This is a genomic window from Mesorhizobium sp. B2-4-12, from assembly GCF_006441575.1.
Lineage (GTDB): Bacteria > Pseudomonadota > Alphaproteobacteria > Rhizobiales > Rhizobiaceae > Mesorhizobium.
This window is the reverse complement of record NZ_VFVC01000003.1, coordinates 185,156-211,767: the sequence shown is the minus strand read 5'-3', so window position 1 is coordinate 211,767 and position 26,612 is coordinate 185,156. Positions and strand designations below refer to the sequence as shown.

The 26,612-nt window shown below is 63.7% G+C and carries 24 protein-coding genes; 10 read left to right on the top strand and 14 right to left on the bottom strand.

Features of this window, described 5'->3' with window-relative positions:
• Window positions 1-49: 49 nt before the first annotated feature.
• From hemH to FJ934_RS03515, 9 genes are all read right to left on the bottom strand, one after another.
• On the bottom strand, window positions 50-1,111 hold the full coding sequence (gene hemH, locus FJ934_RS03555; RefSeq protein ID WP_140607264.1) for a ferrochelatase: 1,062 nt from the start codon (window positions 1,109-1,111) through the stop codon (window positions 50-52).
• A gap of 145 nt (window positions 1,112-1,256) precedes the next feature.
• Entirely contained in the window at window positions 1,257-3,389 is a 2,133-nt protein-coding gene (locus FJ934_RS03550; RefSeq protein ID WP_140607263.1) for a bifunctional UDP-sugar hydrolase/5'-nucleotidase, read from the bottom strand.
• 209 nt (window positions 3,390-3,598) lie between these two features.
• Window positions 3,599-3,976 carry a hypothetical protein gene (locus FJ934_RS03545; protein ID WP_140607262.1) on the bottom strand — a complete coding sequence of 126 codons (378 nt, stop codon included), beginning with the start codon at window positions 3,974-3,976 and terminating at the stop codon, window positions 3,599-3,601.
• Window positions 3,977-4,157: 181 nt separating this feature from the next.
• A complete protein-coding gene (locus FJ934_RS03540) occupies window positions 4,158-5,603 on the bottom strand; it encodes a homospermidine synthase (protein ID WP_140607261.1) in 1,446 nt (481 codons plus the stop codon).
• A 111-nt stretch (window positions 5,604-5,714) separates the two neighbouring features.
• Window positions 5,715-6,647, bottom strand: coding sequence for a DUF3445 domain-containing protein (locus FJ934_RS03535; protein WP_140607260.1), 933 nt, complete (start codon window positions 6,645-6,647; stop codon window positions 5,715-5,717).
• Between the two features lie 30 nt (window positions 6,648-6,677).
• Complete coding sequence (locus FJ934_RS03530) at window positions 6,678-7,340, bottom strand: aminotransferase class IV family protein (RefSeq protein ID WP_140607259.1); 663 nt, start codon at window positions 7,338-7,340, stop codon at window positions 6,678-6,680.
• A complete protein-coding gene (locus tag FJ934_RS03525; protein WP_181165502.1) occupies window positions 7,289-8,446 on the bottom strand; it encodes an aminodeoxychorismate synthase component I in 1,158 nt (385 codons plus the stop codon). Before FJ934_RS03525 ends, FJ934_RS03530 begins: the two co-directional genes overlap by 52 nt.
• Window positions 8,447-8,615: 169 nt before the next feature.
• Window positions 8,616-9,389 carry a proton-conducting membrane transporter gene (locus FJ934_RS03520; RefSeq protein ID WP_140607257.1) on the bottom strand — a complete coding sequence of 258 codons (774 nt, stop codon included), beginning with the start codon at window positions 9,387-9,389 and terminating at the stop codon, window positions 8,616-8,618.
• A gap of 362 nt (window positions 9,390-9,751) precedes the next feature.
• Complete coding sequence (locus FJ934_RS03515) at window positions 9,752-11,590, bottom strand: M3 family oligoendopeptidase (protein ID WP_181165496.1); 1,839 nt, start codon at window positions 11,588-11,590, stop codon at window positions 9,752-9,754.
• Window positions 11,591-11,763: 173 nt separating this feature from the next.
• On the opposite strand from FJ934_RS03515, the gene FJ934_RS03510 reads away from it, so the two are divergent.
• From FJ934_RS03510 to FJ934_RS27895, 3 genes are all read left to right on the top strand, one after another.
• The gene (locus FJ934_RS03510; protein ID WP_140607256.1) at window positions 11,764-13,299 is read left to right on the top strand and encodes a sigma-54 dependent transcriptional regulator; all 1,536 of its coding nucleotides are present in this window, start codon (window positions 11,764-11,766) and stop codon (window positions 13,297-13,299) included.
• A gap of 495 nt (window positions 13,300-13,794) precedes the next feature.
• Window positions 13,795-15,606 carry a DUF882 domain-containing protein gene (locus FJ934_RS03505; protein WP_181165495.1) on the top strand — a complete coding sequence of 604 codons (1,812 nt, stop codon included), beginning with the start codon at window positions 13,795-13,797 and terminating at the stop codon, window positions 15,604-15,606.
• Window positions 15,607-15,831: 225 nt separating this feature from the next.
• Window positions 15,832-16,008 carry a hypothetical protein gene (locus tag FJ934_RS27895; protein WP_181165494.1) on the top strand — a complete coding sequence of 59 codons (177 nt, stop codon included), beginning with the start codon at window positions 15,832-15,834 and terminating at the stop codon, window positions 16,006-16,008.
• Between the two features lie 153 nt (window positions 16,009-16,161).
• On the opposite strand, the gene FJ934_RS03500 is transcribed toward FJ934_RS27895, so the two are convergent.
• Window positions 16,162-16,803 (bottom strand): 2-dehydro-3-deoxy-phosphogluconate aldolase, encoded by a 642-nt coding sequence (locus tag FJ934_RS03500; protein ID WP_140607254.1) that lies wholly within the window; start codon window positions 16,801-16,803, stop codon window positions 16,162-16,164.
• A gap of 190 nt (window positions 16,804-16,993) precedes the next feature.
• Here FJ934_RS03500 and FJ934_RS03495 point away from each other — a divergent pair, with 190 nt between their 5' ends.
• The 3 genes from FJ934_RS03495 to FJ934_RS03485 all read left to right on the top strand — a co-directional run bounded on the left by FJ934_RS03495 (window position 16,994) and on the right by FJ934_RS03485 (window position 19,860).
• On the top strand, window positions 16,994-17,923 hold the full coding sequence (locus tag FJ934_RS03495) for a rhodanese-related sulfurtransferase (protein ID WP_140607284.1): 930 nt from the start codon (window positions 16,994-16,996) through the stop codon (window positions 17,921-17,923).
• A 118-nt stretch (window positions 17,924-18,041) separates the two neighbouring features.
• Window positions 18,042-18,782 (top strand): tellurite resistance TerB family protein, encoded by a 741-nt coding sequence (locus tag FJ934_RS03490; RefSeq protein WP_140607253.1) that lies wholly within the window; start codon window positions 18,042-18,044, stop codon window positions 18,780-18,782.
• A 322-nt stretch (window positions 18,783-19,104) separates the two neighbouring features.
• Complete coding sequence (locus FJ934_RS03485) at window positions 19,105-19,860, top strand: SDR family oxidoreductase (protein ID WP_140607252.1); 756 nt, start codon at window positions 19,105-19,107, stop codon at window positions 19,858-19,860.
• Window positions 19,861-19,893: 33 nt separating this feature from the next.
• On the opposite strand, the gene FJ934_RS03480 is transcribed toward FJ934_RS03485, so the two are convergent.
• Together FJ934_RS03480 and FJ934_RS03475 are read right to left on the bottom strand one after the other, a co-directional pair.
• Window positions 19,894-20,268, bottom strand: coding sequence for a YciI family protein (locus FJ934_RS03480; RefSeq protein ID WP_140607251.1), 375 nt, complete (start codon window positions 20,266-20,268; stop codon window positions 19,894-19,896).
• A 152-nt stretch (window positions 20,269-20,420) separates the two neighbouring features.
• On the bottom strand, window positions 20,421-21,605 hold the full coding sequence (locus FJ934_RS03475) for a pyridoxal phosphate-dependent aminotransferase (RefSeq protein ID WP_140607250.1): 1,185 nt from the start codon (window positions 21,603-21,605) through the stop codon (window positions 20,421-20,423).
• A gap of 83 nt (window positions 21,606-21,688) precedes the next feature.
• Between FJ934_RS03475 and FJ934_RS03470 the strand changes: the two genes are divergently transcribed.
• The 4 genes from FJ934_RS03470 to denD all read left to right on the top strand — a co-directional run bounded on the left by FJ934_RS03470 (window position 21,689) and on the right by denD (window position 24,704).
• Window positions 21,689-22,375 (top strand): GNAT family protein, encoded by a 687-nt coding sequence (locus tag FJ934_RS03470; RefSeq protein ID WP_140607249.1) that lies wholly within the window; start codon window positions 21,689-21,691, stop codon window positions 22,373-22,375.
• Window positions 22,376-22,450: 75 nt separating this feature from the next.
• On the top strand, window positions 22,451-23,419 hold the full coding sequence (locus FJ934_RS03465) for a cation diffusion facilitator family transporter (RefSeq protein ID WP_140607248.1): 969 nt from the start codon (window positions 22,451-22,453) through the stop codon (window positions 23,417-23,419).
• A gap of 85 nt (window positions 23,420-23,504) precedes the next feature.
• Window positions 23,505-23,714, top strand: coding sequence for a hypothetical protein (locus FJ934_RS03460; protein WP_140607247.1), 210 nt, complete (start codon window positions 23,505-23,507; stop codon window positions 23,712-23,714).
• A 12-nt stretch (window positions 23,715-23,726) separates the two neighbouring features.
• A complete protein-coding gene (gene denD / locus FJ934_RS03455; RefSeq protein WP_140607246.1) occupies window positions 23,727-24,704 on the top strand; it encodes a D-erythronate dehydrogenase in 978 nt (325 codons plus the stop codon).
• Between the two features lie 43 nt (window positions 24,705-24,747).
• On the opposite strand, the gene FJ934_RS03450 is transcribed toward denD, so the two are convergent.
• The gene (locus FJ934_RS03450; RefSeq protein ID WP_140607245.1) at window positions 24,748-25,920 is read right to left on the bottom strand and encodes a nickel/cobalt transporter; all 1,173 of its coding nucleotides are present in this window, start codon (window positions 25,918-25,920) and stop codon (window positions 24,748-24,750) included.
• Entirely contained in the window at window positions 25,917-26,585 is a 669-nt protein-coding gene (locus FJ934_RS03445; protein WP_140607244.1) for a DUF1007 family protein, read from the bottom strand. The genes FJ934_RS03450 and FJ934_RS03445 overlap by 4 nt, the downstream gene beginning before the upstream one ends.
• Window positions 26,586-26,612 lie beyond the last annotated feature (27 nt).

The window sequence follows — 26,612 nt, the reverse complement described above, 5'->3', positions numbered from 1 at the left end:
ATTCTCCGGAAGCGCGGCTCAACGCTGCGGAGAGGCCGTTGTTCCGGTCTCAGACCCAGCCGGACAGTTCGCGCCGCACCATCGCCTCAATCACCGCCATGCCTTCGGCGCTGTCGTTGAGGCAAGGGATATGGGCGAAATTCTTGCCGCCGGCGTGGTGGAAGGTCTCGGCGGCCTCGCGGCCGATTTCATCCAGCGTCTCGATGCAGTCGACGGAAAAGCCGGGATTGACGATGGCGATCGACTTGACGCCGTCCTTGCCCAGTTTCTCCACGGTCTGGTCGGTATAGGGCTGCAGCCACTCCTGCGCTCCAAAGCGGGACTGGAAGGTGGTGATCAGCCTGCTCTCGCTCCAGCCGAGCTTCTCGCGCAGCAGCCGCGTCGTTTCCAGGCAATGCGCCTGATAGGGGTCGCCCTTGTCGGAATACGGTTTCGGGATGCCGTGATAGGAGGTGATGACGACTTCCGGTTCGAAATCGAGTGTTGCCAGATGCCGTTCGATCGAGGAGGCGAGCGCCTCGATGTAGATAGGCTCGGCATAATAGGGCGGCACGCTGCGGATGGCCGGTGCCGCCCGCATCTTCATCAAGGCGCGAAACAACTGGTCATTGGCGGTCGCCGTCGTCGTCGCCGAATATTGCGGATAGAGCGGAAAGGTCAGGATGCGGTCGCAGCTTTGCGCGAGCAGATTTTGGGCGACGCTCGCAGTCGAGGGGTTGCCGTAGCGCATCGCCCAATCGACGACGACATCGGGAAGGTCGCGCAGTGCCTGGGCCAGCTTTTCAGACTGGGCGCGCGTGTAGGTGCGCAGCGGCGACTCGTTCTTCTCCTGGTTCCAGATCCGAGCATAATTGGCGCCTGATTTCGTCGGCCGCGTGGTGAGCACCAGGCCGTAGAGGATCGGATACCAGACCGCCCTGTTGAGCTCGATGACGCGCGGATCGGACAGGAATTCCCTGAGATAGCGCCACATCGGCTTGAAGCCGGTGCCGTCGGGCGTGCCAAGATTGATCAGCATGACGCCGACCTTGCCCGCTCCGGTAGGCGCGTGACCCGCCGTCAGGCCAACCGGCTTGGCGGCTTTGGGATCGACAGCGGTGGTTAGCGTCATAAGGGTTCTCCGGACACGGCGTGAAACTAGCGATGGCACGCCGGTTTTCAATGCCGCGTCTGGCCGCACCTTATCGCGTTTCCAGCCGAAAACAGAACACCCGCCCGGTTTCCCGCGCGGGTGTTTGTGAGAAGGCGAAGTGACGTTACTTTGCCGGGATGGTCAGCGTGGCGCCGGGCATAAGCCGATGCGGCCTTTGACCCTGGTTGGCTTCATAGATGACTTTCCATTTGGTCGCGTCGCCATAGGCCTTTTTGGCCAGATCCCAATAGGTGTCGCCGGTTACGATGACATGGCTGCTCCCGGAAGGTGCGGCCTCGGCCGGCTTTGCCGGTTCTGATGATATGGGTGCTGCCGGTGCGGATTCGGCAGGAGCTGTCGCGGCCGGGGCGGGCTCGACCGGCTTTGCCGGTTCGGCAGGCGCCGGGGTTGCGGGGGCAGCAGCCGGCGTAGCGGGCTGGGGCGGTGCTCCTTCCGTCGATATGGCCGGCGGCGTGTTGGCGATATTGCCTGAATTGCTGGGCAACTCCGGCATCGCAGGCGCGGCGTCGGCGGGTTTCGCCGGTTCTGCCGGCTTGGTGGCATCCGCAGGGGCCGGGGCCGCCGGAGCCGCCTCGGCCGGCTTGGCTGGTGTGGTTGCCGGGGCAGCGGGAGCTGCAGCTGTCGTCGCGGCGATCTCGGTGATGCGGCCGTCGAGCTTGGGCGTGTAGGGCCGGTGGGCGCCGAGATAATCGGCGACAACCGTTTCCAGGCCGGGACCATAATCATAGGCGTTCCTGGCCTTGTCGGCGAAGACCTTGTAGCCGTCGCCGCCCTGGCGCACGTAGTTGTTGGTGGCGACCAGATAGTCCTTGTCGGGATTGATCGGCTTCCAGGCGCCGTTCTCCATCACTTCCACCGACTTGACGCGGCCGGCATTGGGCGCGACCGACTTGTCGAAGGAATATTTGAGACCCGCCACCTGGGGGAAGCGCCCGGCGCCGTCCTCGATCTGGCTGAGGCCGTTCTCCAGCCCGGCGACAAGGTCCTTGCCGGAAATCTGGAAGGTCGCCAGCGTGTTCTGGAACGGCAGAACGGTGAGCACTTCACCCATGGTGATGGTGCCTTTGTCTATCGAGGCGCGCAGGCCACCGCCATTGGAGATCGCTATCTCGACGCCCTGTCCCTTGACGCGGTCCAGGATGGCGTCGGAGACGAGATTGCCCATCGCGCATTCGCGCGCGCGGCAACTCTCGCGGCTGCCGTCGATGACATCGGTGGTCTCGGCCACTTCCTTGTTCTTCAGGGCCTCGATCGGCCCTCCGAGTTCCTTGATGCGTGCGAGCACGGCGGGATCCGGCGTGATCGATTTGTCGAGATAGATCGGATCGCCGCTGGCCGATTTGACCACGCCATTGTCGTCGAACACGACCTTGAACTCGCCGAGATATTTCGAATAGGACGCCGCCTGCACCACCGGCACCTTGTAGCCGCCGGGGTTGTCGACCATCGTCGGATAGAGGCCTGCCGCCTTCGGATCGGTGTTGGACAAAAGCGTGTGGCTGTGGCCGCCGACAACGACATCGATGCCAGGGATCTTGGCAATGACGTCGCGCTCCCTGTTGTAGCCGATATGGGTGATGGCGATGATCTTGTTGATGCCTTGCGCCTGCAGTTTCTCGACCTCCGCCGTGATCGACTTGACGTCGTTTTCTATTGCGATGTTCGGGCCGGGGGAAGCGAGTTCGGGCGTGTCGTTGGTGACGGCGCCGATGATGCCGATCTTCTGGCCGCCGACTTCAACGACGATCGATGGCTTGACGCGGTCGCCGAGCTTGGACTGCGCGTTGGCTTTCACATTGGCGCCAAGCACGGGGAATTTGATCATGTCGAGGAACGGCGCCAGCGCCGCTTCGCCGTCGTCGAACTCGTGGTTGCCGAGCGCCATGGCGTCGAACTTCATGTCGTTGAGGAACTCGCCTTCGACCTTGCCCTTGTAGGTCGTATAGAACAGTGAGCCCTGGAAATTGTCGCCGGCGCTGAGCAAGAGCACGTTCTGGCCCTGGAGCTTCTTGCGTTCCTGGGCGATCGCGGTGATCAGCCGGCCCGCGCCGCCGATGCACTCGCCCTTGGTCTCTTCGTCGGCCGAGCAGGTCGTTTCATATTTATTGTTGCCTTCGATGCGGCTGTGCCAGTCGTTGATGTGTAGGATGTTCAGTGTGTAGTCGGCAAAGGATGTGCCGGCCGACAGGCCAAGCGTCGATGCCGAAACGGCGGCAATGGCGGCAAGCTTCTTCATCTTTGTCTCCCGACAGGCTGATCAGAGGCGTTTAACGCGCTTGCTCGACTGGGATATAACAGCCAGCGTTTTGACCATGTTCCCATCGTGTTCCGGCTGAGGCAAGCGCAAAACGGGGTATTTGCAAGCGCAAAACCCGGGGTATTTGCCGGCGCAAAAAAGGACGGCGGCCAGTGGCGCCGTCCCCGATGAGCTCGATGTCTGCTGGTTCAGACGCGCCGTGTCAGCACGAAGTTCTGGCCGGCTGAACTGGTGCAGTTCAGCTGGCTGGTGGACACCAGCAGGCAGTTGAAGCTGACGCCGGTCTGGCGGATCAGCGAGGTGCCGTTGATCTGCACCGACGTTGGGCCGGTCATCGTGTAGCTGCCATCGGCAAGCTTCTGGCCGGTATCGGTGGCGACGGTCGTGAACTTTCCGCCATTGAAGGTCGACAAGCCGGTGCCCTTGGCATCGATCCACGACCCTTCGACGCCTTTCGGCGCGGCTGCCATCGGCGGCGCGTCCGGACCGCTGGTGGTACAGGCCGCGAGCATCGTGGAAATGGCGCCCGCCACGCCCATCGAAAGAACTTTGCGCGCAATAGTCATGTGAAATCCTCTCCAAACGCATCAGCCCAAAGATCGGATCCGATTTTGGAAGGCATGATGCGAACGTCCAAAGTGCTGGAGCGGGCGTGCGTCCCACAAGACGCACGCTGCCCAGGCCGCATCTCTTCAATCGCCCGATTTCCGGGCGATTGCAAGGCAATGGGGCAGGGTGCGCGCGATGCTATCGGACGAGGATGTTGCGGAATTGCCACGGGTCGCTACGGTCGAGGTCCTCGGGGAAGAGGCCCGGGCGCCGGTCGAGCGGCGTCCAGTCGGTGTAGTAACCCTTGACCGGCCCGAGATAAGGCAACTGCACGTCCAGGCAGCGCCTGTAATCCATCTCGTCGGCCTCGACGATGCCAGCCTGAGGATTTTCCAGCGCCCAGACCATGCCGGCCAGAACCGCCGAGGTGACCTGCATGCCGGTGGCATTCTGATAGGGCGCCAGCTTGCGCGCCTCGGCGAGCGACAGTTGCGAGCCGTACCAGTAGGCGTTCTTGTCGTGGCCGTAGAGCAGGACGCCGAGCTCGTCGACGCCGTCGACCAGTTCGTTCTCGTCAAGCACGTGGTGCACCGGCTGGGGCTTGCCGGCGGCGCCGAACATCTCGTCCAGCGACAGCATCGCGTCGTTGCAGGGGTGGTAGGCATAGTGGCAGGTCGGCCGGTACTGAACCTTGCCCTTCTTGGAGCGGACGGTGAAGAAATCGGCGATCGAGATCGCCTCGTTATGCGTCACCAGCAGGCCGTATTGGGCGCCCGGGGTCGGGCACCAGGAGCGCACGCGCGTGTTGGCGCCGGCCTGCTCGAGATAGATCGCGGCCTTGGAGCCGTGCTTGTGCTTCTTGCCGTTCTTCGGCATCCACTTCTCGTGCGTGCCCCAGCCGAGTTCGGCGGGCTGCAATCCTTCCGAGATGAAGCCCTCGACCGACCAGGTGTTCCAGAACACATCCATCGGCTTCGGCTTCTTGGTGCGCTGGGTGTCACGCTCGGCGATGTGGATGCCCTTGACGCCGGCCTTCTTCATCAGCTTGGCCCAGCCCTCACGGTCGTCCTGTGCCGGCTCCGAGAAGTCCATGCCAAGGTCGGTGGCGAGGTTGACCAGCGCCTGCTTGACGAACCACGAGACCATGCCCGGGTTGGCACCGCAGGTGGAGACGGCGGTGGCGCCGCCCGGCTTGTCGTGCTTTTCCTTCATCAGCGCTTCGCGCAACGCATAGTTGGTGCGGCTGGCATTGTCGGCCTTGGCATCGAAATAGAAGCCCAGCCATGGCTCGACGACGGTGTCGATATAGAGCATGCCAAGCTTGCGGCAGAGCTTCATCAGGTCCACCGAACCGGTATCGACTGAGAGGTTGACGCAAAAGCCCTGGCCGCCGCCATTGGTCAAAAGCGGCGTCAAAAGCTTCTTGTAGTTCTTCTCGGTCACTGCTTCTTGGACGAAGGCGATGCCGCGCTCGTCGAGCAGCTTGCGGTCGGTATCGCGCGGGTCGATGACAGTCATGCGCGACTTGTCGAACTTGAAATGGCGTTCGATGAGAGGCAGCGTTCCCCGTCCGATCGAACCGAAGCCGATCATCACCACAGGGCCGGTGATCTCACCGTAAACAGGCCAGTTTTCATTCGCCATTTTATCGAGCACTCCTTCAGACACGTGCAAAAAAGCCAGGCATTTTCGCCAACGGCCATGCGCTACATCACAGATCATTGTCATAAACCAGCGAAAAGCGCCAACCCGTGGCTAGCCATCCTTGGCCATGTGGTTAAGGACCGACACCAGCCGATCGCGGTCCGATGTCAGGCCCTTGTAGTCGAGCTGGGCAAGATCGAGTTCTTTAAGCTGGGCGGCAAAGGACATTGCGAGCGTCGTCCGGTCGGGGTGCCGCGCCAGCACGGCGAGCGGATCGAGATGGATTCGGATGGTGAACAGGATGTCGCGCGAAGAGGGCAGCTTGCGCAGCGTCTGGCGCTCGACGCGGATGAAGGCGTGCGCCTTGACGTCACCGTCGGGGAAGCGTGTCGGCCGGTTCGTGGCGCGGTCGATGCGCTCGACATTGGACAGCGGATGGTAGAGCGCATCGCCCGACTGGATCGACCAGTTGTAGCGTTCGACGGCTTGGCCCTGCAGGCCGTCGAACATGCGGTTGATCAATTCGGCCGGCCTGGTGCCCGGGCCGAAGCCCGGCACCGGCGCGTGGATCTGCTGCAGCGGCTTGCCGAATTTTTCATTGAGCGACCAGGACGAGGGGAAGCACAGCGAACCCGCGGCGAGCCGCCAGCCGCTGTCGTCGCGGCGCATCAGGATCAGGTCTTCCTGGACCAGCAGCGAGGCTTCGACGAGCGGCGCGCTGCTGGTACCGGAAGGCAGGGCAGGTTGCTTCGTGGCGCCCACAATTTCGATGCCCGCATCGGTGCGCCTATAGGTGCCCGGAAATCTCTGAGGCAGGTATGCGCCGAGCAGGTCGAGCACTTCCTGCTGGGCATCGCGAGTCCCGTCCTCCTCGACGAAGACCCGCTCCGGAATTTCGGCGTAAAGCCGGCGCTTCTCGGCGAGATACGCCGGCAGATGGTCGTCGATTTCGATCCAGTCCGCGGGGTCGAGCGGCTTCAGCCCGATGGTGAAGAGTTTCGAGGAGCCGTCATAGGGCGTATGGGTGGGCTGGCGAAGACTCATTTTCGACTGTCGCATTCTCCGGGCCGCCTGTCAGGCCAGCCTCGCCGGGACCAGGCCGCGCAGCGAATTGCCGACGAACAACGCCTTGGCCAACATCAGATCATCGTAGCTGTAGATTGCTTCCTCGGCCCGGCCTTCATCCAGAAGCGCCTCGCGCAGTACGCCAGGCAGCAAGCCACAGTCGAGCCGGGGTGTTGCCAGCACGCCGTCGCCGAAATCGGCGAAGATATTGGTGATGGTGCCCTCGCAGATTTCGCCTCGCTCATTGGCCAGGATCACCTCGTCGGCCTGGTTGACGAGATATTCGCAGCGGGCATGGGTGTAGAGCTGGCGCCGGCTGGTCTTGTGGCGCAGCAGCTTGTTGTTCGAATCGAGCCTCGTTCGCGCCAGCCGCAGCATCCAGACCTTGTCGGCGGCGAGCGGTTCATAAGGCTGCGCCGAGGCGGTCGCGTCGCCGTTGCGCGACAAGGCAAGCCGGGTGCGCATGGCGCCACGGGCGCCATCGAGGGCGTCGCTCAACACCTCCGCGATCCTTCGCGAATCGCAGGCAAAGCCGAGCTCCGCCGCCGAACCATAGAGCCGCGCAAGGTGGCGATCGAAGCGCAGGAAGCCCGTCCCCGGCTCCCAGCGCATGGTCTCGATCAGCTCGAAATCGGCGGTGTCCCCGTCGCGAAGCGGGCTTTGAGCAGACACTCCTGATACTCCTCTTCGGCGACCGAATCGAAAACGATGCCGCCGCCGACATTGTAGACGGCCTCGCCATTGGCAAAGAGCGAGATGGTGCGGATCGCCACCGAAAAGCGCATGGTGCCTCCGGGAGCGATCCAGCCGATGGCGCCGCAATAAACGTCGCGCGGCATGCCTTCCAGATCGTGCAGGATTTCCATGGTGCGGATTTTTGGCGCCCCGGTGATCGAGCCGCACGGGAACAGCGCCGCGAATATCTGGCGAATCGACAGCCCCGGCAGCAGCTTCGCCCTGACGTCGCTGACCATCTGGTGAACAGTCGGGTAGCTCTCGATGCGGAACAGTTCCGGCACCTCCAGCGTGCCGACCTCGCTGATCAGCGAGATATCGTTGCGCAGGAGATCGACGATCATCCGATTCTCGGCCTGGTTCTTTTCGTCGTTGCGCAGGAAGTTCTTCTGCCGCTCGTCTTCTGCTTTGGTCGCACCGCGCGGCGCGGTGCCCTTCATCGGATGGGTCTCGATCATGCCTTGCGCGTCGATTTCGAAGAAGAGTTCGGGCGAGCGCGACAGCACGATCGGGTTCCCCATTGCGACCAGCGCGCCATATTTCACCGGTTGACGTTCGGTCAGCGCGTCGAAGGCTGCCAGCGGATCGCCCGACCATTGCGCCTGCACCGGAAAGGTCAGATTGCCCTGGTAGCAATCGCCTTGTCTGATGTGCTGGTGCAGCCGCTTAAAGCGCTTCTCATAGTCGTCGAACGACCAGGCCGCCCTTGCATCGAAGATCGGACCATTGGTCGCCGCTGCCGTGCGTTCAGGTACCGCCTCCTCCACCGGCGCATCGAAGACGCCAAGGCAGACCAGCGGCGCCCGGCGCCCCCCCGGCAGCAGGGGCACAAGTTTCGGCTCGAGCAGGTAACCCGCCTCATACGAGAAATAGCCGGCCAGCCATTTGCCGGCGTCGTGCGCGGCTTGCGCGGCTTGCAGCGCCGGCGCGAAATCCCGGGCGCCATGCGCCACGATGATGTCGGCCGGCCGGTCGAAAACGAGCTGGCGCGCGCTGTCGTCGTTGCGGAAAATGGCGGCAGGCAGGGACATGGGAACCGAGATCGATAAGGCCGACGATCGCTCTATATGGGAGGTCGGCCGCGCGCAATCGAGGGAACGGCACCCTGTCCCTCAAAGCCGACCTATGGGCCGACCTTAGGCGACCTGCCCTGCGGCAAAGAAAACCGGCGGCGCCCGTGGCGTCGCCGGTTGTTGCCCTTGCCTTGGCCGTTCAGCTATTGCTGGAAGTTCCCGCGCTGGGGAAGCGCCGGGCGAATTCCCTCTCGTCGCCGGCGGCCAGCAGCTTGGCCTGTTCGACCCAGCGCTCGCGTTCGACGCGACCGCCGAATTGCAGGGCGTGTTCGATCCGCTCGATGTCGTCGGCCGTCCAGGCTGCGATCTGGGCGAAGCTGGTCACGCCTTGTCCCCTGAGCAGCTTCTCGTTGACCGGGCCGATGCCGATCAACCGGCGCAGATTGTCGGGCTTTGCCGCTGCCGGCTTGACTGCCGCCGGTGCAGCCTTCTTGGCGGCTACCGGCCTGGACGCGGCCGAACTCTTTGTTGCCGAAGCTGGGGAGACTGCGGGCTTGCTCGCGGCCGGTTTGGCTGGAGCGGATGGCTTCGGCGCGGCCGATTTGGCTGTGGTCGCTGGCGCGGCCTTCGCGGCTGGTTTGGCAGGCGCAGCCTTGGCCGCCGCCGGAGCGGATTTGGCAGCAGCCGGCGCCGACACCGGGGCTGCCGGCGACTGACTGGCCTTTGCCGCGCCGGTTCCCGAGGAAGCCTGCGCCTCGCGCAACTGGCGCTCGAGATCGGCGCGGGTCTTGCCACATGCATTGAGTTCGCCGGTCAGGCGGTCGCTGTCGGCACGCAGCCTGTCGCGCTCGCCACGGGTGCGGTCGAGGTCGCCGCGCAGGCTGTCGAGCTCACCGCGCAGCCGGCCCCAGAGGAACCAGCCAACCAGTACACCCACAAGGAACGCCAGGAGCATGTAGAAAAAAGTGCCCATTGTCTCTCTCTCCAGTCAGGTCCGTCTGCCGTGGCATGAGGCCATGACTTTCGGCGGGACTACTCGATGGTGGTTCCACGGCTCGCGGAACAGCCTGCTTCGGTCGAGCTGTCGGCGATCGGCTTTGCCTGCCTGTGGCCAACGGCCGTTATCGCGTTCGCCTGAGCGCCACGGCCGGCTGAGATTTTCCCGCCGATCCGCACGCGCTCCGGCTGAACTTGCAGCGAAGGCTATCATAGAGCTTACGGAAAGCTATCCGAAAACTTTCGCGGAGAGTTCTTCAAGAACAAATATTTAGGACAAGAATAATGTGGTTCCAGCACGTTTTCCGGCGAAACTGTTCTTCGCGGACGAGAGACATATCAGCCGTCCAGTGCTTCCAGTTCGTCGATCAGGCCGCCGATCACGCCAAGTCCGATCTGCCAGAAGGCGGGATCGGTGGCGTCGAGCCCGAAAGGCGCCAGAAGCTCGGAGTGATGCTTGGTGCCGCCGGCGCGCAACATCTCGAAATACTTGTCTTGGAAGCCCCGCTCGGCATTCTGGTAGACGGCGTAGAGCGAGTTCACCAGGCAGTCGCCGAAAGCATAGGCGTAGACGTAGAAGGGCGAGTGGATGAAGTGCGGAATGTAGGTCCAGAAGACCTCGTAGCCCTCGCGCAACTTGATCGCGGGCCCCAGGCTCTCGGCCTGCACCTCCAGCCAGAACTGGCCGAGCCTGTCGGATGTCAGTTCGCCGTTGCGGCGCTCGGCATGCACCTTGCGCTCGAATTCGTAGAAGGCGATCTGGCGCACCACCGTGTTGATCATGTCCTCGACCTTCTGGGCGAGCATGGCCTTGCGCTCACGCCTGTCTGTGGTCCGCTCGAGCAGCGAACGAAAGGTCAGCATCTCGCCGAAGACGGAGGCCGTCTCGGCCAGCGTCAGCGGTGTCGAGGCCATCAGTGCCCCCTGGCCGGCGGCCAGCACCTGGTGCACGCCGTGACCAAGCTCATGCGCCAGCGTCATCACGTCGCGCGGCTTGCCCATGTAGTTGAGCAACACATAGGGGTGCGCGGAGGGCACGGTCGGGTGCGCGAAGGCGCCTGGCGACTTGCCCGGGCGCACCGGGGCGTCGATCCAGTTGCGGTCGAAGAAGGTGCGTGCGATCTCGGCCATTTCGGGCGAGAAGCGATGGTAAGCCGAGAGTACCGTGTTCCGGGCCTCATCCCAGCCGATCACCGCCTGCGGCGTCTCCGGCAGAGGCGCGTTGCGGTCCCAATGGTTCATCACCTCCATGCCAAGCCAGCGCGCTTTCATCGCGTAATAGCGATGCGACAGGCGCGGATAGGCCTCGCGCACCGCGGTGGCGAGCGCGTCGACCACGCCACGCTCGACCCGGTTGGCAAGGTGCCGTGAATCGGCGATGTCCTCGAAGCCGCGCCAGCGGTCGGAGATTTCCTTGTCCTTGGCCAGCGTGTTGGTGATCAGCGTGAAGGTGCGCAGATTCTTGCGGAAGGTCGCGGCCAGCGCCTCGGAGGCTCGGCGGCGCACCTCACCATCGGCATCCTGCAGGCGGTTCAGCGCTGGCTCCAGTGTCAGCTCCTCGCCATCGACGTCGAAACGGAGGTCGGTCATCGTCTCGTCGAACAGGCGGTTCCAGGCGCCGCGCCCGGTGATCGACTTCTCGTGGAAAACCTGCTCGACGCGATCCTCGAGCTGGTAAGGTTTGTCCATGCGAAGGTCGAGCACCCAGGGCCGGTAGTGGCCGAACACCGGGTCGGCAACGAGCGCTCCTTCGATCGCGGCGTCGTCGATCAGGTTCAGTTCGAGCGCGAAGAACAAAAGATGCGCGCTGGCGTCGGTCATCTTCTCCTGGACGTCGCCATAGAGCTTGGCGCGCTGCGGGTCGGCGGTGTTGCCGGCATAGATCAGGCCGGCATAGGAGACGATGCGGCCGATCAGCTCTTCCAGTGCTTCATAGGCAACCAGCGCCTCGCCCAGCCTGCCGGCGCCGCCGCGCCCGGCCTCGGTGGCGAGCGTGCCCTTCCAGCGCGTTTCGAACGCAATCGCGTCGGCGGCGGCCCTGGCGATGTCACGCTTCAGTTCCGGCGCGTCCATGCCGGCATAGAGGTCGGCAAGGTTCCATTCCGGCAGATCGCCAAGCTCGGCCGCGCCCTGACCGGACGCCGGTGCCGCAAGCCGCCGACCAAACATCATGCGCATCGACAATACCTTTTGTGAATTACGAGGTCAGAATCAAGGGGCCAGAATCGGGGAGAATGGAGAAGCCGGTCAAATCCTAAGGAATTCGTTCACCGGGTTTTTTGAAACCTTCTTTAGAACCCTGTGCCAAGATGATCCATGGGGATATCGGGCGCGGGCAAGCCAAGACAGTCATGACAGGTTCCATACTCATAGTCGATGACGATCCCGTGCAGCGCCGGCTGCTCGAAGCCGCGGTGACGCGCTTCGGCCACACGGCCACCGTGGTCAACAGCGGCGCCGCCGGGCTCGACGTGCTTGACGGGCCCGGTGCCCGCGACGTCTCGGTGGTTATTCTCGACCTGGTCATGCCCGGACTCGACGGCATCGGCGTGCTGAAGGCGATGCGCGAACGCGACATCAGCGTGCCAGTCATCGTCCAGACCGCGCAGGGCGGCATCGAAACCGTGGTTTCGGCGATGCGCCACGGCGCCTTCGACTTCGTCGTCAAGCCGGCTTCGCCCGACCGGCTGCAAGCTTCGATCTCCAATGCGCTCAAGGTCGAGGCGGTCGAGGGCGAGGTCAAGCGCACGTCGCGCAAACGCGGCGGGCTGCTGACCTTCAGGGACATGATCACCCACAGTCCGGCCATGGACCGGGTGATACGCCTCGGCCAGAAAGCGGCTGCCTCAAACATCCCGATCCTGATCGAAGGCGAATCCGGCGTCGGCAAGGAATTGGTGGCCCGTGCCATCCAGGGCAGCGGCGACCGCCGCTCGAAACCATTCGTCACCGTCAATTGCGGCGCCATCCCCGATAATCTGGTCGAGAGCATCCTGTTCGGCCACGAAAAAGGCTCGTTCACCGGCGCCACCGACAAGCACACCGGCAAATTCGTCGAGGCGCATTCCGGCACGCTGTTTCTCGACGAGATCGGCGACCTGCCGCTCGATGTGCAGGTGAAGCTGTTGCGCGCCGTCCAGGACGGCGAGGTCGACCCGGTCGGCGGCCGCTCGACCGTCAAGGTCGACATAAGGCTGATTTCAGCGACGCACCGCAACCTGCTGCAGCAGGTCAAGGACGGTAAGTTCCGCGAGGACCTCTTTTACCGACTGAACGTCTATCCGATCTTCGTGCCGCCCCTGCGCGACCGCCGCGACGACATTCCCCACCTGGTCACGCATTTCATGGAGAAGGTGGCGCCGGCCGACCCTCGGCGTCGCCTGCAAGGCATTTCGGCGGCAGCGCTTGCCGTGCTGCAGGCCTATGATTGGCCTGGCAACATCCGGCAGCTGGAGAACGCCGTCTTCCGCGCCTCGGTGCTGTGTGAAGGCGACGTGCTGACGATCGATGATTTTCCGCAGATCCGCGCGCAGGTTGAAGGCATCGTCAATCTCGAAACGGACGATGCGGCGCCTCACGTTTCGTCGCCCGCGGGGCCGTGCGATGAGGAGGTGCTGGTCGGCGACGACGTTCCGGCGGCAGAGTCCGATCCGCCGGCCATGTTTCAGCCCAGATTCGGCACGCTGCGGGCACTCGACGAACGCGGCAATGTGCGGGCGCTGGCCGACGTCGAATTCGAGATGATCAGGCTCGCCATCGATCACTATAACGGCCAGATGAGCGAGGTCGCCCGGCGTCTCGGCATCGGCCGCTCGACGCTTTACCGCAAGCTAAAGGAATACGGCATCGATCCGGAAACAGGCCGTATCGACCGGCTCGCGTCCTAGATCATCGGTTCACGGAAGCAGAACCGCTCTCCTTGGTTATGAAGCAATTCCAGGAAAATGGCTTCGCGCTTTCCTGAAATTGCTCTCGCGCAAGGCCGGGACAAGTTTTCCCCGTCACGATATCGCTTGATGGAGTGTCGCTGCCGCATCAGGGCGGGTTGGGGCGACGCTCGATGGGACATTGTTCACGCATTAAGGCTAACGGTAACAGATCGTGTTTCGGCCAAAGCCGGAAACGTGATGTAAACCAGCGGTTTACCAAGAGACCTCGTGAATAATTTTTGACGGGAAATCGCCATGGTGTTACCGCATTTCGACTTCAATAAGCGATGATTAACCACTAGGATCGATATTCGGATGTGAAAACGACACGTCCGTTTGGGCAAATCCGGGGACAAACGGCAGCCTGCAAGGCCTTTTGATTTGAACAGAATCGAACGACTCACAAACGGGCGTCATAATCATTTGAGCGTCTGGCCGGCATGGCTGGCTGTGATGATTGTCGCATTTGGGTTTGTTGCCGCGGCTGCCACCGGCGCCCAGGCCGAAGTTCGCTCGCTGAAGCTCTATCATCTCCACACGCACGAGAAGGCCGAGATCGTCTACAAGCGCAATGGCCGCTACGATCCGGAAGGCCTGAGGAAGATCAACATCATCCTGCGCGACTGGCGTCGCAACGAGCCGACCAAGATGGACCCGCGTCTGCTGGACCTGGTCTGGGAGGCGTATCGGGAAAGCGGCGCCACCGACTATATCCAGGTCGTCTGCGGCTATCGTTCGCCATCGACAAATTCGATGCTGCGCAGCCGCAGCAAGGGCGTCGCCGAGAAGAGCCAGCATATGCTCGGCAAGGCAATGGATTTCTACATTCCCGGCGTGCCGCTGAAGAAGTTGCGCAACATCGGCCTGAAGATGCAGGGCGGTGGCGTGGGCTATTATCCGACCTCGGGTTCGCCGTTCGTCCATATGGATGTCGGCAATGTGCGCCACTGGCCCGGCATCAGCCGCCAGGAACTGGTCAGCCTGTTCCCGAACGGCAAGACGCTGCACGTGCCGAGCGATGGCCGGCCGCTGCCTGGCTATGAACAGGCGCTGGCCTCCTACAAGGCACGCAAAGGTGCTGGTACGCCCAACGTCGAGCTTGCGAGTGCCGGCGGCAAGAGGTCCGGTGGGTTCCTCTCTGCCTTGTTTGGCGGCGGCGGCTCCGATGAAGCCGACGATAGCGCCGATGTCGAGACCGCTTCGGCTGCCCCGGCGCCCAAGGCTAGAGACCTGAAGCCGGCCGCGACCGCCAAGAGCAGCAACCTCCCGGGCATCGCCGCCGTCGTGGCGCCCGAGAATGCACAGCGCGCCAACATTCCGCAGGCCGCCGATGAGCAGGCTCCGGAGCCGGAGAAGGATACGCCGGAAACGATCATTGCCGCGCTGCCGGCCAAGGAGATTCCGCTGCCCGATTTCGCGCCGCGGCCGAAGGCCGATGTCGGCGCGCAGCCGCCTGCGAACGTTCCGTTCGCCATGGCGGATGCGACGGCGACCACCGAACAGGCCGTGGCGACCGTGCAGGCGCCGGCGAATATGCCTTTCGGCAAGGCCGACCCTGCTGCCATGGCGGTTGCGGCAGCAGCCGATCCGGCGCAGGTTGCGGCCAACAATATCCCCTTGCCGACATGGCGTCCCGAACACTCGCTGCCGGCGGACCTCGCACCGCCGCCCGGGAAGGACGTACTGATGGCGCTGGCTGAAACCGCTGATCGCGGCAAGACGGCGACCGATGCGTTCTCGGTGCTGCCGACGGCGCGGCCTGAGCCGAGCAAGCCGGATGCCGTCAAGGCCGTGCTGGACGAGGCCAATGCCCAGGTCGGCAATGCTGACGAATATCAGGTTGCGTCGCTGTCCGAAGAGCCGCGCTCGGCCTTCAACGATCCGTCTGACGTCAACACCGCATCGCCGCGCCAGGCTATCGCCGCCCGCCCGGCCGGTACCGATCCGGTCGCCGCGATCGGCGCCGGCGTGAAGACGACCCGCAAGGAAGCAAGGGCCACCGCCCGCGACCAGAAGCCCGGCCCCAAGGCCGTGGTGGTCGCCGCCGCGCCGCAGGCCGCCCGCTGGGCGCTGACCAGCGGCGAGAACGTCACCACCGTTTCCAGCGCGACGACGGCGCCGGGCTATGCCTACAACATCGTGCATACAGCGCCGAGCGAGGTCTATACAGCCGGCTTCCAGTCGGGCAACCAGATGGCCGAGGCCAATCGCTTCACCGGCAACGCCGTCAAGTTCCTGTCGGTCGCTCGCTTCCAGACGAAGTAACGAATGGACCGGAATCCGAAGCCGCGCTGGGCGACCCGCGCGGCTTTTTGCTGTCCAAAAGCGCGATGCATGTGGAGTTTCGAAGCGCTTGCGGCCACTCATGACCGCCTACGACAGGAAGTCGACCGCACTCAGTGGAATCACGCGCGCCTGAACTTCTCGTGAAGCCGGAACGGCCTCTCTGTTTACAGGTTAGAGCGCGTAGGTTCCAACCTGGGGATATTCATGAAGAAGATTCTATTGGCATCAGTTCTGGCCCTGGCGGCCGCGTCAGCCGCGATCGTTCCGTCGCAGGCTGAAACAGTGATCGTCAAGAACGGCAAGCATCACTGCCGGACCAGGGTGGTCACGCATTGGCGGCATCACCACAAGGTGGTCGAGAAGGTCAGGGTCTGTAACTGACCATGTCCAAACAACTGACCCGGTCGGCGAAAGCCGGCCGGTTTTTTCATGCGCCTAAAACGCGGCGCGTCGAACTGGATTCATGCGACGCGCTTAGGGTCCTTTTATGCATGTCGTCGTCCTAAAAGCGATGTCACGTTTGGGCGGCATGCATTAGCTATTCCTGAGCTTACTCGCCGCGCGCGCCAGCGCTTCGATCTCATCCCACTTGCCCGCCTTGACCATGTCGTCGGGCGCGACCCAGGAGCCGCCGACGCAGATGACATTAGGCAGGCTGAGGTAGTCGGCAGCGTTCTTGCCGGTGATGCCGCCGGTCGGGCAGAATTTGACATCCGCCAGCGGCGAGGCGAAGGCCTTCAGCGAAGCGATGCCGCCGGACTGCTCGGCCGGGAAGAATTTCAGGAAGCGCAGGCCCGCCTCGCGCGCGGCCATGATCTCGCCGGGCGTGATGGCGCCGGGCAGCAGCGGGACCTCGCTGTCAGCGGCCGCGGCCAGAAGCTCGCGCGTGATGCCGGGGCTGACGATGAAACGCGAGCCTGCGGACGCGGCTTCGTCGAATTGCCTGGCGTCCAGAATGGTGCCGGCGCCGACGATGGCCTCCTCGACCTCAGCCGCCACCTGCCGGATCGCTTCCAGAGCGTCGGCGGTTCTCAGGGTAATCTCGATCGCTGGCAGACCGCCACGTGCCAGGGCGCGGGCCAGCGGCACGGCGTCGGCCACATCGGCGATCCTGAGGACCGGAATGACCGGCTGGCCATTGAGGAGCGACAGGAGTTTCTCGGTCTTGCTGGACATTTGTCTCTCCGTACCGTTGGGCAATTCAACCGATTAGCAGACGCGTGTTTTTCTGTCCATGAAACGAAGCGTTTCGCGATGTCACGCTTGCTGGATGATCATGCCGGCCATTACCCCTCACACACAATGACGGGTTGATGAACGGTGTCGCCTTGAATCGGTTGCCATGAGCGTCTAGTTGCTGCGGACAATGACACCGTCCGCGCCATCCCAGCCTGTCCGCGTCGCCGCGCTTTACCGGTTTGCCCGGCTGGATGCGTTCGGCGAGCTGCGCGCGCCGCTCGCGGCCTTCTGCCGCGGACGCGGTGTCAAGGGCACGCTGCTCCTGGCGCATGAAGGGATCAACGGCACCGTTGCCGGCGGCGAAGCCGCGATCGCCGATCTCATCGAGCATATCGAAACTATCGATGGGCTGGCTGGCCTCGAGGTCAAGTACAGCGTGGCTGCGGCAATGCCGTTCCACCGCATGAAGGTGCGGTTGAAGCGCGAGATCGTCACCATGGGCGTCGAGGATATCGACCCGGCGACGAGCGCGGGGACCTATGTGGCGCCCGCCGATTGGAACGCGCTGATTTCCGAGCCCGGCACGATCGTCGTCGACACGCGCAACGCCTATGAGGTCTCGATCGGCACCTTCAAGGGCGCGGTCGACCCGGCGACCGCGAGCTTTCGCGATTTTCCGGCCTGGGTGGAAGCGCACAGGGCGGATTTCGAAGGCCGCAAGGTGGCGATGTTCTGTACCGGCGGCATACGCTGCGAAAAGGCGACCGCCTATGTCAGGTCGCTCGGCTTCGAGGACGTCTTCCACCTCAAGGGTGGTATCCTCAAATATCTTGAGGAGGTTCCAGCGGAGCAGAGCCTGTGGCAGGGCGAGTGCTTCGTCTTCGACGAGCGGGTTTCCGTATCGCACGGCCTCGCCGAGGGCGAAGCGGAACTGTGTCGAGCCTGCCGCCACCCGGTGACGGCCAGCGAGCTGACGTCGCCGAAATATGCCACGGGCGTTTCCTGCCCGCATTGCTTCGACGCCCGTTCGGACGAAGACCGCAAGCGCTACGCGGAGCGTCAGCGGCAGGTGGCGCTCGCCGAGGCGCGCGGCAAAGGACCGCATATCGGATCCTGATCGAAGCATCCGGGCCACCGGCAGAGGGCCGGCTGTCATTGCAATGTCAAGCTTCGGGACCTACGTCTTCGGCGTTCGAAACCTGCCCGTTCGGCCGGGCCCATGCTGGAGGCATTGAATGTTCGATCCCAAGAAGCTTCTCGACGATCTGCTCGGCTCGCAAATTCCCGGCACCAGCGGCACTGTCCGCGACAAGGCCGGGCAGGCGGTGCAGATGGCCAAGGACAACCCGTTGGCCGCAGGGGCGCTGGCGGCGGTGCTGCTTGGAACAGGTGCCGGCCGCGAAGTGACGGGTGCAGCCGTGAAGCTCGGCGGGCTCGCCGCGATCGGCGGCCTCGCCTACAAGGCCTACCAGAACTACAAGGCCGGCAATGCGCCGGAGCAAGCGCCAGCCGCTGGCGAACCGGAATTGCTGCCGCCGCCCAAGGACACGGCCTTCCACCCGTCGCAGGCGCCGCAAGGCGAGGATGAATTCACGCTGACGCTGGTGCGGGCGATGATCTCGGCCGCCAAGGCCGATGGCCATGTCGACGACGACGAGCGCAAGAAGATCGCCGGCAAGCTCAGCCTTGCAGGGATTGGCGCCGAGGCCGAGAGATTCCTGATGGCCGAACTGGAGAAGCCGCTCGATCTCGACACGCTGGTGGCCGGCGCCCACACCGACGCACAGAAGCTCGAACTCTACACTGCCTCGCGCCTCACCATCGATCCCGACACGCGCGCCGAGCGCGGCTATCTCGACCTGCTCGCCGGACGGCTGGGCCTGCCGGACGCGCTGGTCGACCATGTCGAGGCGACGGTTTCAGCGGCCAAGGTGCCGGCGGCCAAGGCGGGCACCTCGCCCAATCCGCGCTGGTAGGCCAAAACGGCACAGGCCACGTTTCCAGCGTTAATCTTTCATTAACTCAGGAAGCGCATCATTCTACACAGTCGGATCGGCTTTTCCTCCTCCCAAGCCCGATTCAGATCAGGGCGGTCGCCAATGACCGCCCTTTTTGTCGGCGGGTAGCTGCGCCGAAAACTGGCCCCGATCATCCCCCGAAGTCCGTTCCCAAACAGCAAAACCGGCACCTTTTTGGGTGCTTCAGGGAACGCGCCGCACGCTTGGCTCTTGTCTTACGCATGCCATTGTCCCAAAACCGCTACGCGCTTTTTGGTTGACGTACATTCGGAGGACAGCCATGACCGAGCAGAAAACCGCCATCGTCACTGGCGCCGGCACGGGCATCGGCAAAAGCGTCGCTACGGCGCTGCTCAAGGCGGGCTGGAACACGGTGTTCTGCGGTCGGCGCAAATCGGTGCTGGACGCGGCGGTCGCCGAGGCCGGGCCGACGGAGGCCAAGGCGCTGGCGGTTGCATGCGACATCAGCAAGGCCGGCGAAGTCGATGACCTCTTCGAGACGGTGGCGGAGGCTTTTGGCCGCGTCGACCTGCTCTTCAACAATGCCGGTATGGGCTACAAGTCGACGCCGATCGACGAGATCCCGGTCGCGGTGTGGGACGAGATCGTCGGGGTCAACCTCACAGGTTCGTTCCTGTGCGCGCGCGCCGCCTTCGGCGCCATGCGCAAGCAGCGGCCGATGGGCGGCCGCATCATCAACAACGGCTCGGTGTCGGCCTATGCGCCGCGCCCGGGCTCGGCGCCCTATACGGCCACCAAGCATGCTATCACCGGGCTGACCAAGACGCTGGCGCTCGACGGCCGCCCCTATGATATCGCCTGTGGCCAGATCGACATCGGCAACGCGCTGACCGAGATGGCGCAGCCGATGACCGTCGGCGTGCCGCAGGCCAACGGCTCCATCGCCGCCGAAGCGGTGATGGATGTCCAGCATGTCGCGAATGCCGTCCTCCACATGGCCAGCCTGCCGCTTGACGCCAATGTGCTGTTCATGACCGTGATGGCGACCAAGATGCCGTTTGTCGGGCGCGGCTGAGCGGCGGATGCCGGCGGGGCTTTCGCAGCCCGCTCATTTGCCCGCCAGCGGCACGCCGGGCTTGAAGAGCAAAATCGGCCTGATCTCGTAAACGGCTGTAGGATTGACGCGGCGAAGGTCGCGGGCGATCGCGATGGCGTCGTCTCTCGTGGTGCAGTCGACGACATAGAGGCCAAGCAACTGTTCCTTGGTCTCGGCGAAAGGGCCGTCGAGGACCACGCCGTCGCCCGGGCCGCGCAGCGTGCACGCATCCTGTGTTGCCCCCAGACGCGCGGAGGGTCCAAGCGTGCCTTCCTCGTGAAGCCGGGTGTTTATCTTCAGCAACTCGGCCATCAGCGCCGCATCTTCCTGCTGCGTCAGCGCCTTGATCGCATCTTCGACGTGATAGGCAAGGATTGCGTAGAACATCCGGGGTCCCTCATCTTTTCTGATCCGCGGAAGTCGTAGCCGTTTTCGGCATGCCCGCCCAGCCTTGGCCAAGCGCCTCCGGACGGCTCATGACGCCGCCGTGGCGGCCGGCCGTAACCTATCTCGACGAGGAGACCGGCCCGCCTTGAGCCTCACTTCGCCAGGAACGCTCCGATCCTGTCCAGCGCGCGCAAAATGTTCTCCTCGGAGTTGGCGTAGGAGAGCCTGACATAGCCTTCGCCGAGAATGCCGAAATCGGGACCGCCGATCAGCGCCACGCCGGCATCGTCAAGCAAGGCGGAGGCGAGCTTCTTTGCCTTCCAGCCGGTCTTCGACACGTTGGGGAAGGCATAGAACGCGCCCTTCGGCGTGATGCAGGAGATGTTGGGCAAGGCGTTCAACCCTTCGACGACGACCTTCCGGCGCCGGTCGAAAGCACGCATCATCTTGTCGACGTCGTCCTGCGGGCCGTCGATGGCCGCGATGCCGGCGAACTGGCTCGGCGCGTTGACGCAGGACCAGCAATTGACCGCCAGCTTGCGCACCTTGTCATAGAGATGGGCACCCTTGTCGCCGTTGGGCCAGATCGACCAGCCCATGCGCCAGCCGGTCATCGCCCAGGTCTTGGACCAGCCGTTGAGCACGATCAGGCGGTCGCGGATCTCGGGGTAGCGGAGCAGCGAACAATGCGTCTCGCCGTCATAGGTCATCACGTCGTAGATCTCGTCGGAGAGGACGGCGACGTCGGGGTGCTTTTCCAGCCCCTTGACCAACTTTTCGATCTCGGCGCGCGGCGTCACGCCGCCGGTCGGGTTGGCCGGTGAGTTGAGGATCAGCAGCCTCGTCCTGGGGGTGATGAGCGCCAGCGTCTCCTCGGCCGAAAAGGCGAAGCCGTTCTCCTCCCGCATAGGCACCGGGATTGGTGCCGCACCAGTGAACTCGATCATCGAGCGGTAGATGGGAAAGCCGGGGTCCGGATAGAGGATCTCGGCGCCGGGTTCGCCGAACATCAGGATGGCGGCGAACATGGTCGGCTTGCCGCCGGGCAGGATCATCACGGCTTCGGGCGAGACCTCGACGCCGGTGGTGGTCAGCGTGCGCCGCACCACCGCTTCGCGCGTTGCCAGAAGCCCGTTGGCCGGCGTGTAGCCGTGATGGCCGTCACGCAGCGCCTTGATCGCGGCTTCGACGATGTGCTGCGGCGTCTTGAAGTCGGGCTGGCCGATACCGAGGTTGACGATGTCGCGGCCCTGGCTCGCCAGCGCCGTCGCGCGCGCCAGCACGGCAAAGGCGTTTTCCTCGCCGAGACGATCGAAGGCCGAAATCGTGTGGAGCATTTTTCCCGTCCGTGTGGTTCTTACCATGACGTTGCGTTTTTGTGAGCCTCATCGGGCAAAAGTCAAACGGATTGGAGTTTTCGGTGTCGGAAAATCTCAAGGATTGGCAACCGCGTCCGCGCCCGGAGCGCAAGGTTCTGGAGGGCCGCACTGTCAGGCTCGAACCGCTGAGTGCCGCAAAGCATGGTGATGGCCTCTATGAGGCGTCCTCGGTTTCCGACGTCGATGGCCGCTTCGCCTGGCTGCCGGACTATCCGCCGGAAACCCGTGCCGCCTTCCAGCCTTGGCTGGACAAGGTCGAAGCCAGTGAGGATCCGCTGTTCTTCACCGTCATCGACAAGGCCAGCGGCAAGGTCGCAGGTCGCCAGACGTTGTTGCGCATCGATCCGACCAACGGCGTCATCGAGATCGGCCACATTTATTGGGGGCCGATCATCTCGCGCAAGCCGGCAGCGACGGAAGCGCAGTTCCTGTTCATGAAATATGTCTTCGACGAGCTCGGCTACCGGCGCTACGAATGGAAGTGCAACAACCGCAACGAGCCGTCGAAGCGGGCGGCGGAACGCTTCGGTTTCAAGTTCGAGGGCATTTTCCGCCAGCATCTCATCGTCAAGGGTGAAAACCGCGATACCGCGTGGTATTCGATCATCGACAAGGAGTGGCCGGCCCTTCGCAAAGCCTATGAGGCGTGGCTCGATCCGGCCAATTTCGACGGCGCCGGCCAGCAAAAGCGACGGCTCGAGGATTTTCGAGCGGAGTTCGGGGCGTAATGCACTTCCAGGAAAAGTGCGTGGCGGTTTTCCGTCCGGAATTGCGTGGTAACAAAGCGCTTCAGGAGTCTGCCATTGGCGCATGCCCATTCCCACGACCATAGCGGGCATGATCACGGGGCCCGCCATGTGCAAGGCTCGACCGACAAGAAGCGCGTTCTGATCGCGGCCTGCCTGACGGCGGGCTTCATGGTGGCGGAAGCGTTTGGCGGTCTTTTCACCGGGTCGCTGGCGCTGCTGGCGGACGCCGGCCACATGCTTGCCGACGCCATCGCGCTCGGCCTTGCCTGGTATGCGTTTCATCTCGTGGACCGGCCGGGGACGGGCCGTCTCACCTACGGCTTCGGCCGGGTGAAGACGCTGGTCGCCTATACCAACGGCATCGCCATCTTCGTTATCGCGCTCTGGATCGTCTATGAGGCGTGGGAGCGCCTGCAGAGGCCGCCGCCGGTGCTGGGCGGACCGATGCTGGTCGTGGCGGTGCTCGGTCTGCTGGTCAATATAGGCTCCTTCCTGGCGCTGCATGGCGGCGATCGCGAGAGCCTCAACATGCGCGGCGCCATATTGCATGTGCTTGGCGACCTGCTGGGCTCGGCCGCGGCGATCGTGGCGGCGGTTGTCATCCTTGCGACCGGCTGGACGCCGATCGACCCGATCCTGTCGGTGCTCGTCGCGTTGCTGATCCTGTCGACGGCATGGTCGCTGATGCGTGCCGCGGCCCATGTGCTGCTCGAAGGCGTGCCGGAGAGCCTTGACCGGGATCTCATCGCCAGGGACCTCGAAAAGACCATCCAGGGCGTGCGTGAAGTGCACCATATGCACATCTGGTCGCTCGACGGCGCCAGCAACATGGCGACGCTGCATGCCTGCCTGGACGAAGGCGTCGACGCGCACCAGGCGGTCAGCGCCATCAAGAAGCGGCTTGCCAGCGAGCACGCCATCAGCCATGCCACCGTGGAACCGGAGTTCGGCCAATGCGCCGACGACGGCGACGGTCATGAGTATGAGCCCGATGCGGCCGCGCATCACGGCCACCACCACTAGGCCCGGTCAATGACCGGCCCTGTCTCAGGAGTTCCACTGCCTTGGAAGCCAGCTTGACCAACGCCCGCCGCCCTGGTGCAGCCTAATGGACCGAGATACCAGGAATTCGGCCATCGCTGCGCTGTTGATCATACTTCTGTTCGGCACGGCGGCCTTTTATCTGCCGACCGTGATGCTGGCACTCGGCAGCCTTTCGACAGTGCTCGCGGGCATTTTCGGCGTCGTCTTCGTGCTGGCGTTTTTTACGGTTTTCTGGCTGCGGGCCCGCAGCCAGCGCAAGAACCAGGACAAATAAGGGAAGTTTGACATGCGCATTCTGATCACCGGCGCCGCGGGCATGGTCGGCCGCAAACTCATCGCCCGGCTGGCCAAGGACGGCACGCTGCGCGGCAAGAAGATCACCGCACTCGAACTGCACGACATCGTGCCGCCGCAGGCGCCGACCCTCGACGGTGTCAGCATCCATACCCATACCGGCGATCTCGCCGAGGCGGGCGCCGCCGAAAGCCTGGTCGCGTCGCGTCCCGACGTCATTTTCCACCTCGCCGGCATCGTGTCCGGCGAGGCGGAAGCCAATTTCGATCTCGGCTACCGCGTCAATCTCGACGGGACGCGGGCGCTGTTCGATGCCATCCGGTTGGGGGGCTTTGCGCCGCGCATCGTCTTCACCTCATCGATCGCCGTGTTCGGCGCGCCGTTCCCGGATGTCATCCCCGATGACTTCCACCCGACGCCGCTGACCTCCTACGGCACGCAGAAACAGATGAGCGAGGCGCTGCTGGCCGACTATACCAGGCGCGGTTTCTTCGACGGCATCGGCATCCGGCTGCCGACGATCTGCGTGCGGCCAGGCAAGCCCAACAAGGCGGCCTCCAGCTTCTTCTCCGGCATCATCCGCGAGCCGCTGAGCGGCCACGAGGCGATCCTGCCGGTGCCGCGCTCGGTCGTGCACACCCATGCCAGCCCGCGCTCGGCCGTGAACTTCCTGATCCATGCGGCTGAAATCGATGGTGCGGCTGTCGGGCCGCGCCGTAACCTGACGATGCCGGGCGTCGCCGTCACCGTCGGCGAGCAGATCGAGGCGCTGGAACGCATTGCCGGCGCGAAGGCAGTGAAGTTGATCCGCGAGGAGCCAGATGAGACGATCTGGGCGATCGTCAAGGGCTGGCCGACGCGGTTCGAGGCGCGGCGGTCACGAGAACTCGGTTTTGTGGCCGAGAAGAGTTTCGACGAGATCATCCGCGCCCATATCGAGGATGAACTCGGCGGCAAGATTCCCGGTTAACCGTCTGCGGGCCCCCATCACGTTCGATCGGGATGGGACAGGCCTAGACGCTGCCCGTCAGGCTCGCTGAAAGCAACAACAGTCCGAACAGGAAGACGAAGGCGGCGCCGCCGATCTCGACGACCGAATGGATGCGGTTGCCCATGCGGCCGTCGCCGGCGAAATAGACCGCCCAGTTCTTGGCGGTCACCGCGACCGTCGCCAGCGCGGACACAGTGATCGCGGTTCCGATCGACATCGCCAGCACTGACAGCAGCCCACCGAGCCAGAGCCCGTTGAGCAGTGCGAAGCTCAGCACGATCAGCGCGCCGGAGCAGGGGCGGATGCCAACCGCCGCCACCGCCGTCCAGGCCGTGCGCCAGTCGAAGCGGTCGCCCGACAGCAGCGCCGGATCGGGCGCATGCGAGTGGCCGCAGGTTTCGCAGACTTCGCCGGCCGCATGGCCATGATGCGCATGATCGCGCGCGCCATGGTCATGGTGGTGGTCATGCGCGCCGTGATGGTCGTGCGAATGGCCATGTGCATGGTCGTGGTCTTCATGAACGTGCAGCGCATGCGAATGAGCATGCGCCGAATGAGCAGCATGCGAATGGCTGGCGTGGGAATGCCCGGCATGAGCCGCCGACAGGCTGTAAGCGGGCGCCCCGCCGAACAGGCGCGTGATGGAAGGACCGAGCTTGCGCCACAGCAGCCAGGCGCCGAACAGCGTGACAAAGACAAAGCTCATGATCTCCATGAACCAGGCCGCGTCGGTCATCGAGACGGCCGTGCCGCGCAGCACGAAATAAGCGAGCGCCATCACCGCTACCGCGGTCAGACCCTGCAGCAGGGCCGAGACGAAGGACAACAGGATGCCGCGCCGCAGCGCCACTTCATTGGCCACCATGTAGGACGAGATCACCGCCTTGCCGTGGCCGGGGCCGGCGGCGTGGAAGATGCCGTAGGCGAAGGACAGGCCGACGAGTATCCAGATCTTGCTGCCGTCCTGGCGCATCGCCTTCATGGCCGTCGCCAGCGCACGATAGAATTCCTGTTGCCTCAGATTGATCCACATCAGGACGTGGGCGAACGGACCAGTGCTGGGCGCCATGCCGTCATTGACGCCGATGCCCAGCGAACTCTGGGCGTGCGCGGCGTTGGCGAAATGCATCGTGACAAAGGTGAGGGCCAACAGGCCGAATGCCAAACGCAGGGACGGTTTCGTCACCGGGTTCATCCTTCTGGCTGACAGTTCAGTTCGAGCTTGGTGGCAAAGATCTTGCTCATGTTGGTGCCTGTGGGGTCGTTGAAGAAGGCATCCGTCAGGGTTTTCTGGTTTTCCTTGATGGCTTCGTCCGGATCCGGCCGGATGACCTTGCTGGCGCAGTTCGGCGGCAGGCCTTCGACCGTGATGTTGGAATCCTCGGTGAAATCGATCGCCGTATAGAAGGTCGGATCGTAGACGCCGATGTCGACCTTGCCGGTCAGCTTGATCGGCACCTTGGGTTCGGACTCGAACAGGATGATCAATTGGTCGTTGTCGAAATTGGCCATCAGATGTGGAGGCGGCACCATCGTCACGTCCTTGCCGTTCTGCGTGACGAGTTGGAAATAATTGAATTCGGCCAGAGAGGCATGAACGGTGTCGGCGACCTCCTTCAGCTCCTTGTCATCAAGCTTCAGGTCGGAGTTCTTGTCGAACTCCATCATCACCGTACTCGAAAACAGGTCGTCGAAGCGCCAGAGATGGCGTAGCGCTTTCACGCTTTGGTGATCCGGAGACAGGATCACGTCGAGCCGCGCCTCGGCGAAAACATGCGGATGCACATAAGCCGGCCCCGTGGCGGCAAGAGTCGCCGCCAAGCCCGAAGCCAACATGATTGCGTGCCGTTTCAGGTGCATTCCCGGTCGCGATTCCCTTGGCTTCGG

What these genes read in the sequence shown, in the direction of transcription:
- hemH (WP_140607264.1), bottom strand. Translation starts at nt 1,111, where the DNA reads ATGACGCTAACCACCGCTGTCGATCCCAAAGCCGCCAAGCCGGTTGGC.
- FJ934_RS03550 (WP_140607263.1), bottom strand. Translation starts at nt 3,389, where the DNA reads ATGAAGAAGCTTGCCGCCATTGCCGCCGTTTCGGCATCGACGCTTGGC.
- FJ934_RS03545 (WP_140607262.1), bottom strand. Translation starts at nt 3,976, where the DNA reads ATGACTATTGCGCGCAAAGTTCTTTCGATGGGCGTGGCGGGCGCCATT.
- FJ934_RS03540 (WP_140607261.1), bottom strand. Translation starts at nt 5,603, where the DNA reads ATGGCGAATGAAAACTGGCCTGTTTACGGTGAGATCACCGGCCCTGTG.
- FJ934_RS03535 (WP_140607260.1), bottom strand. Translation starts at nt 6,647, where the DNA reads ATGAGTCTTCGCCAGCCCACCCATACGCCCTATGACGGCTCCTCGAAA.
- FJ934_RS03520 (WP_140607257.1), bottom strand. Translation starts at nt 9,389, where the DNA reads ATGGGCACTTTTTTCTACATGCTCCTGGCGTTCCTTGTGGGTGTACTG.
- FJ934_RS03515 (WP_181165496.1), bottom strand. Translation starts at nt 11,590, where the DNA reads ATGCGCATGATGTTTGGTCGGCGGCTTGCGGCACCGGCGTCCGGTCAG.
- FJ934_RS03510 (WP_140607256.1), top strand. Translation starts at nt 11,764, where the DNA reads ATGACAGGTTCCATACTCATAGTCGATGACGATCCCGTGCAGCGCCGG.
- FJ934_RS03505 (WP_181165495.1), top strand. Translation starts at nt 13,795, where the DNA reads ATGATTGTCGCATTTGGGTTTGTTGCCGCGGCTGCCACCGGCGCCCAG.
- FJ934_RS27895 (WP_181165494.1), top strand. Translation starts at nt 15,832, where the DNA reads ATGAAGAAGATTCTATTGGCATCAGTTCTGGCCCTGGCGGCCGCGTCA.
- FJ934_RS03500 (WP_140607254.1), bottom strand. Translation starts at nt 16,803, where the DNA reads ATGTCCAGCAAGACCGAGAAACTCCTGTCGCTCCTCAATGGCCAGCCG.
- FJ934_RS03495 (WP_140607284.1), top strand. Translation starts at nt 16,994, where the DNA reads ATGACACCGTCCGCGCCATCCCAGCCTGTCCGCGTCGCCGCGCTTTAC.
- FJ934_RS03490 (WP_140607253.1), top strand. Translation starts at nt 18,042, where the DNA reads ATGTTCGATCCCAAGAAGCTTCTCGACGATCTGCTCGGCTCGCAAATT.
- FJ934_RS03485 (WP_140607252.1), top strand. Translation starts at nt 19,105, where the DNA reads ATGACCGAGCAGAAAACCGCCATCGTCACTGGCGCCGGCACGGGCATC.
- FJ934_RS03480 (WP_140607251.1), bottom strand. Translation starts at nt 20,268, where the DNA reads ATGTTCTACGCAATCCTTGCCTATCACGTCGAAGATGCGATCAAGGCG.
- FJ934_RS03475 (WP_140607250.1), bottom strand. Translation starts at nt 21,605, where the DNA reads ATGCTCCACACGATTTCGGCCTTCGATCGTCTCGGCGAGGAAAACGCC.
- FJ934_RS03460 (WP_140607247.1), top strand. Translation starts at nt 23,505, where the DNA reads ATGGACCGAGATACCAGGAATTCGGCCATCGCTGCGCTGTTGATCATA.
- denD (WP_140607246.1), top strand. Translation starts at nt 23,727, where the DNA reads ATGCGCATTCTGATCACCGGCGCCGCGGGCATGGTCGGCCGCAAACTC.
- FJ934_RS03450 (WP_140607245.1), bottom strand. Translation starts at nt 25,920, where the DNA reads ATGAACCCGGTGACGAAACCGTCCCTGCGTTTGGCATTCGGCCTGTTG.
- FJ934_RS03445 (WP_140607244.1), bottom strand. Translation starts at nt 26,585, where the DNA reads ATGCACCTGAAACGGCACGCAATCATGTTGGCTTCGGGCTTGGCGGCG.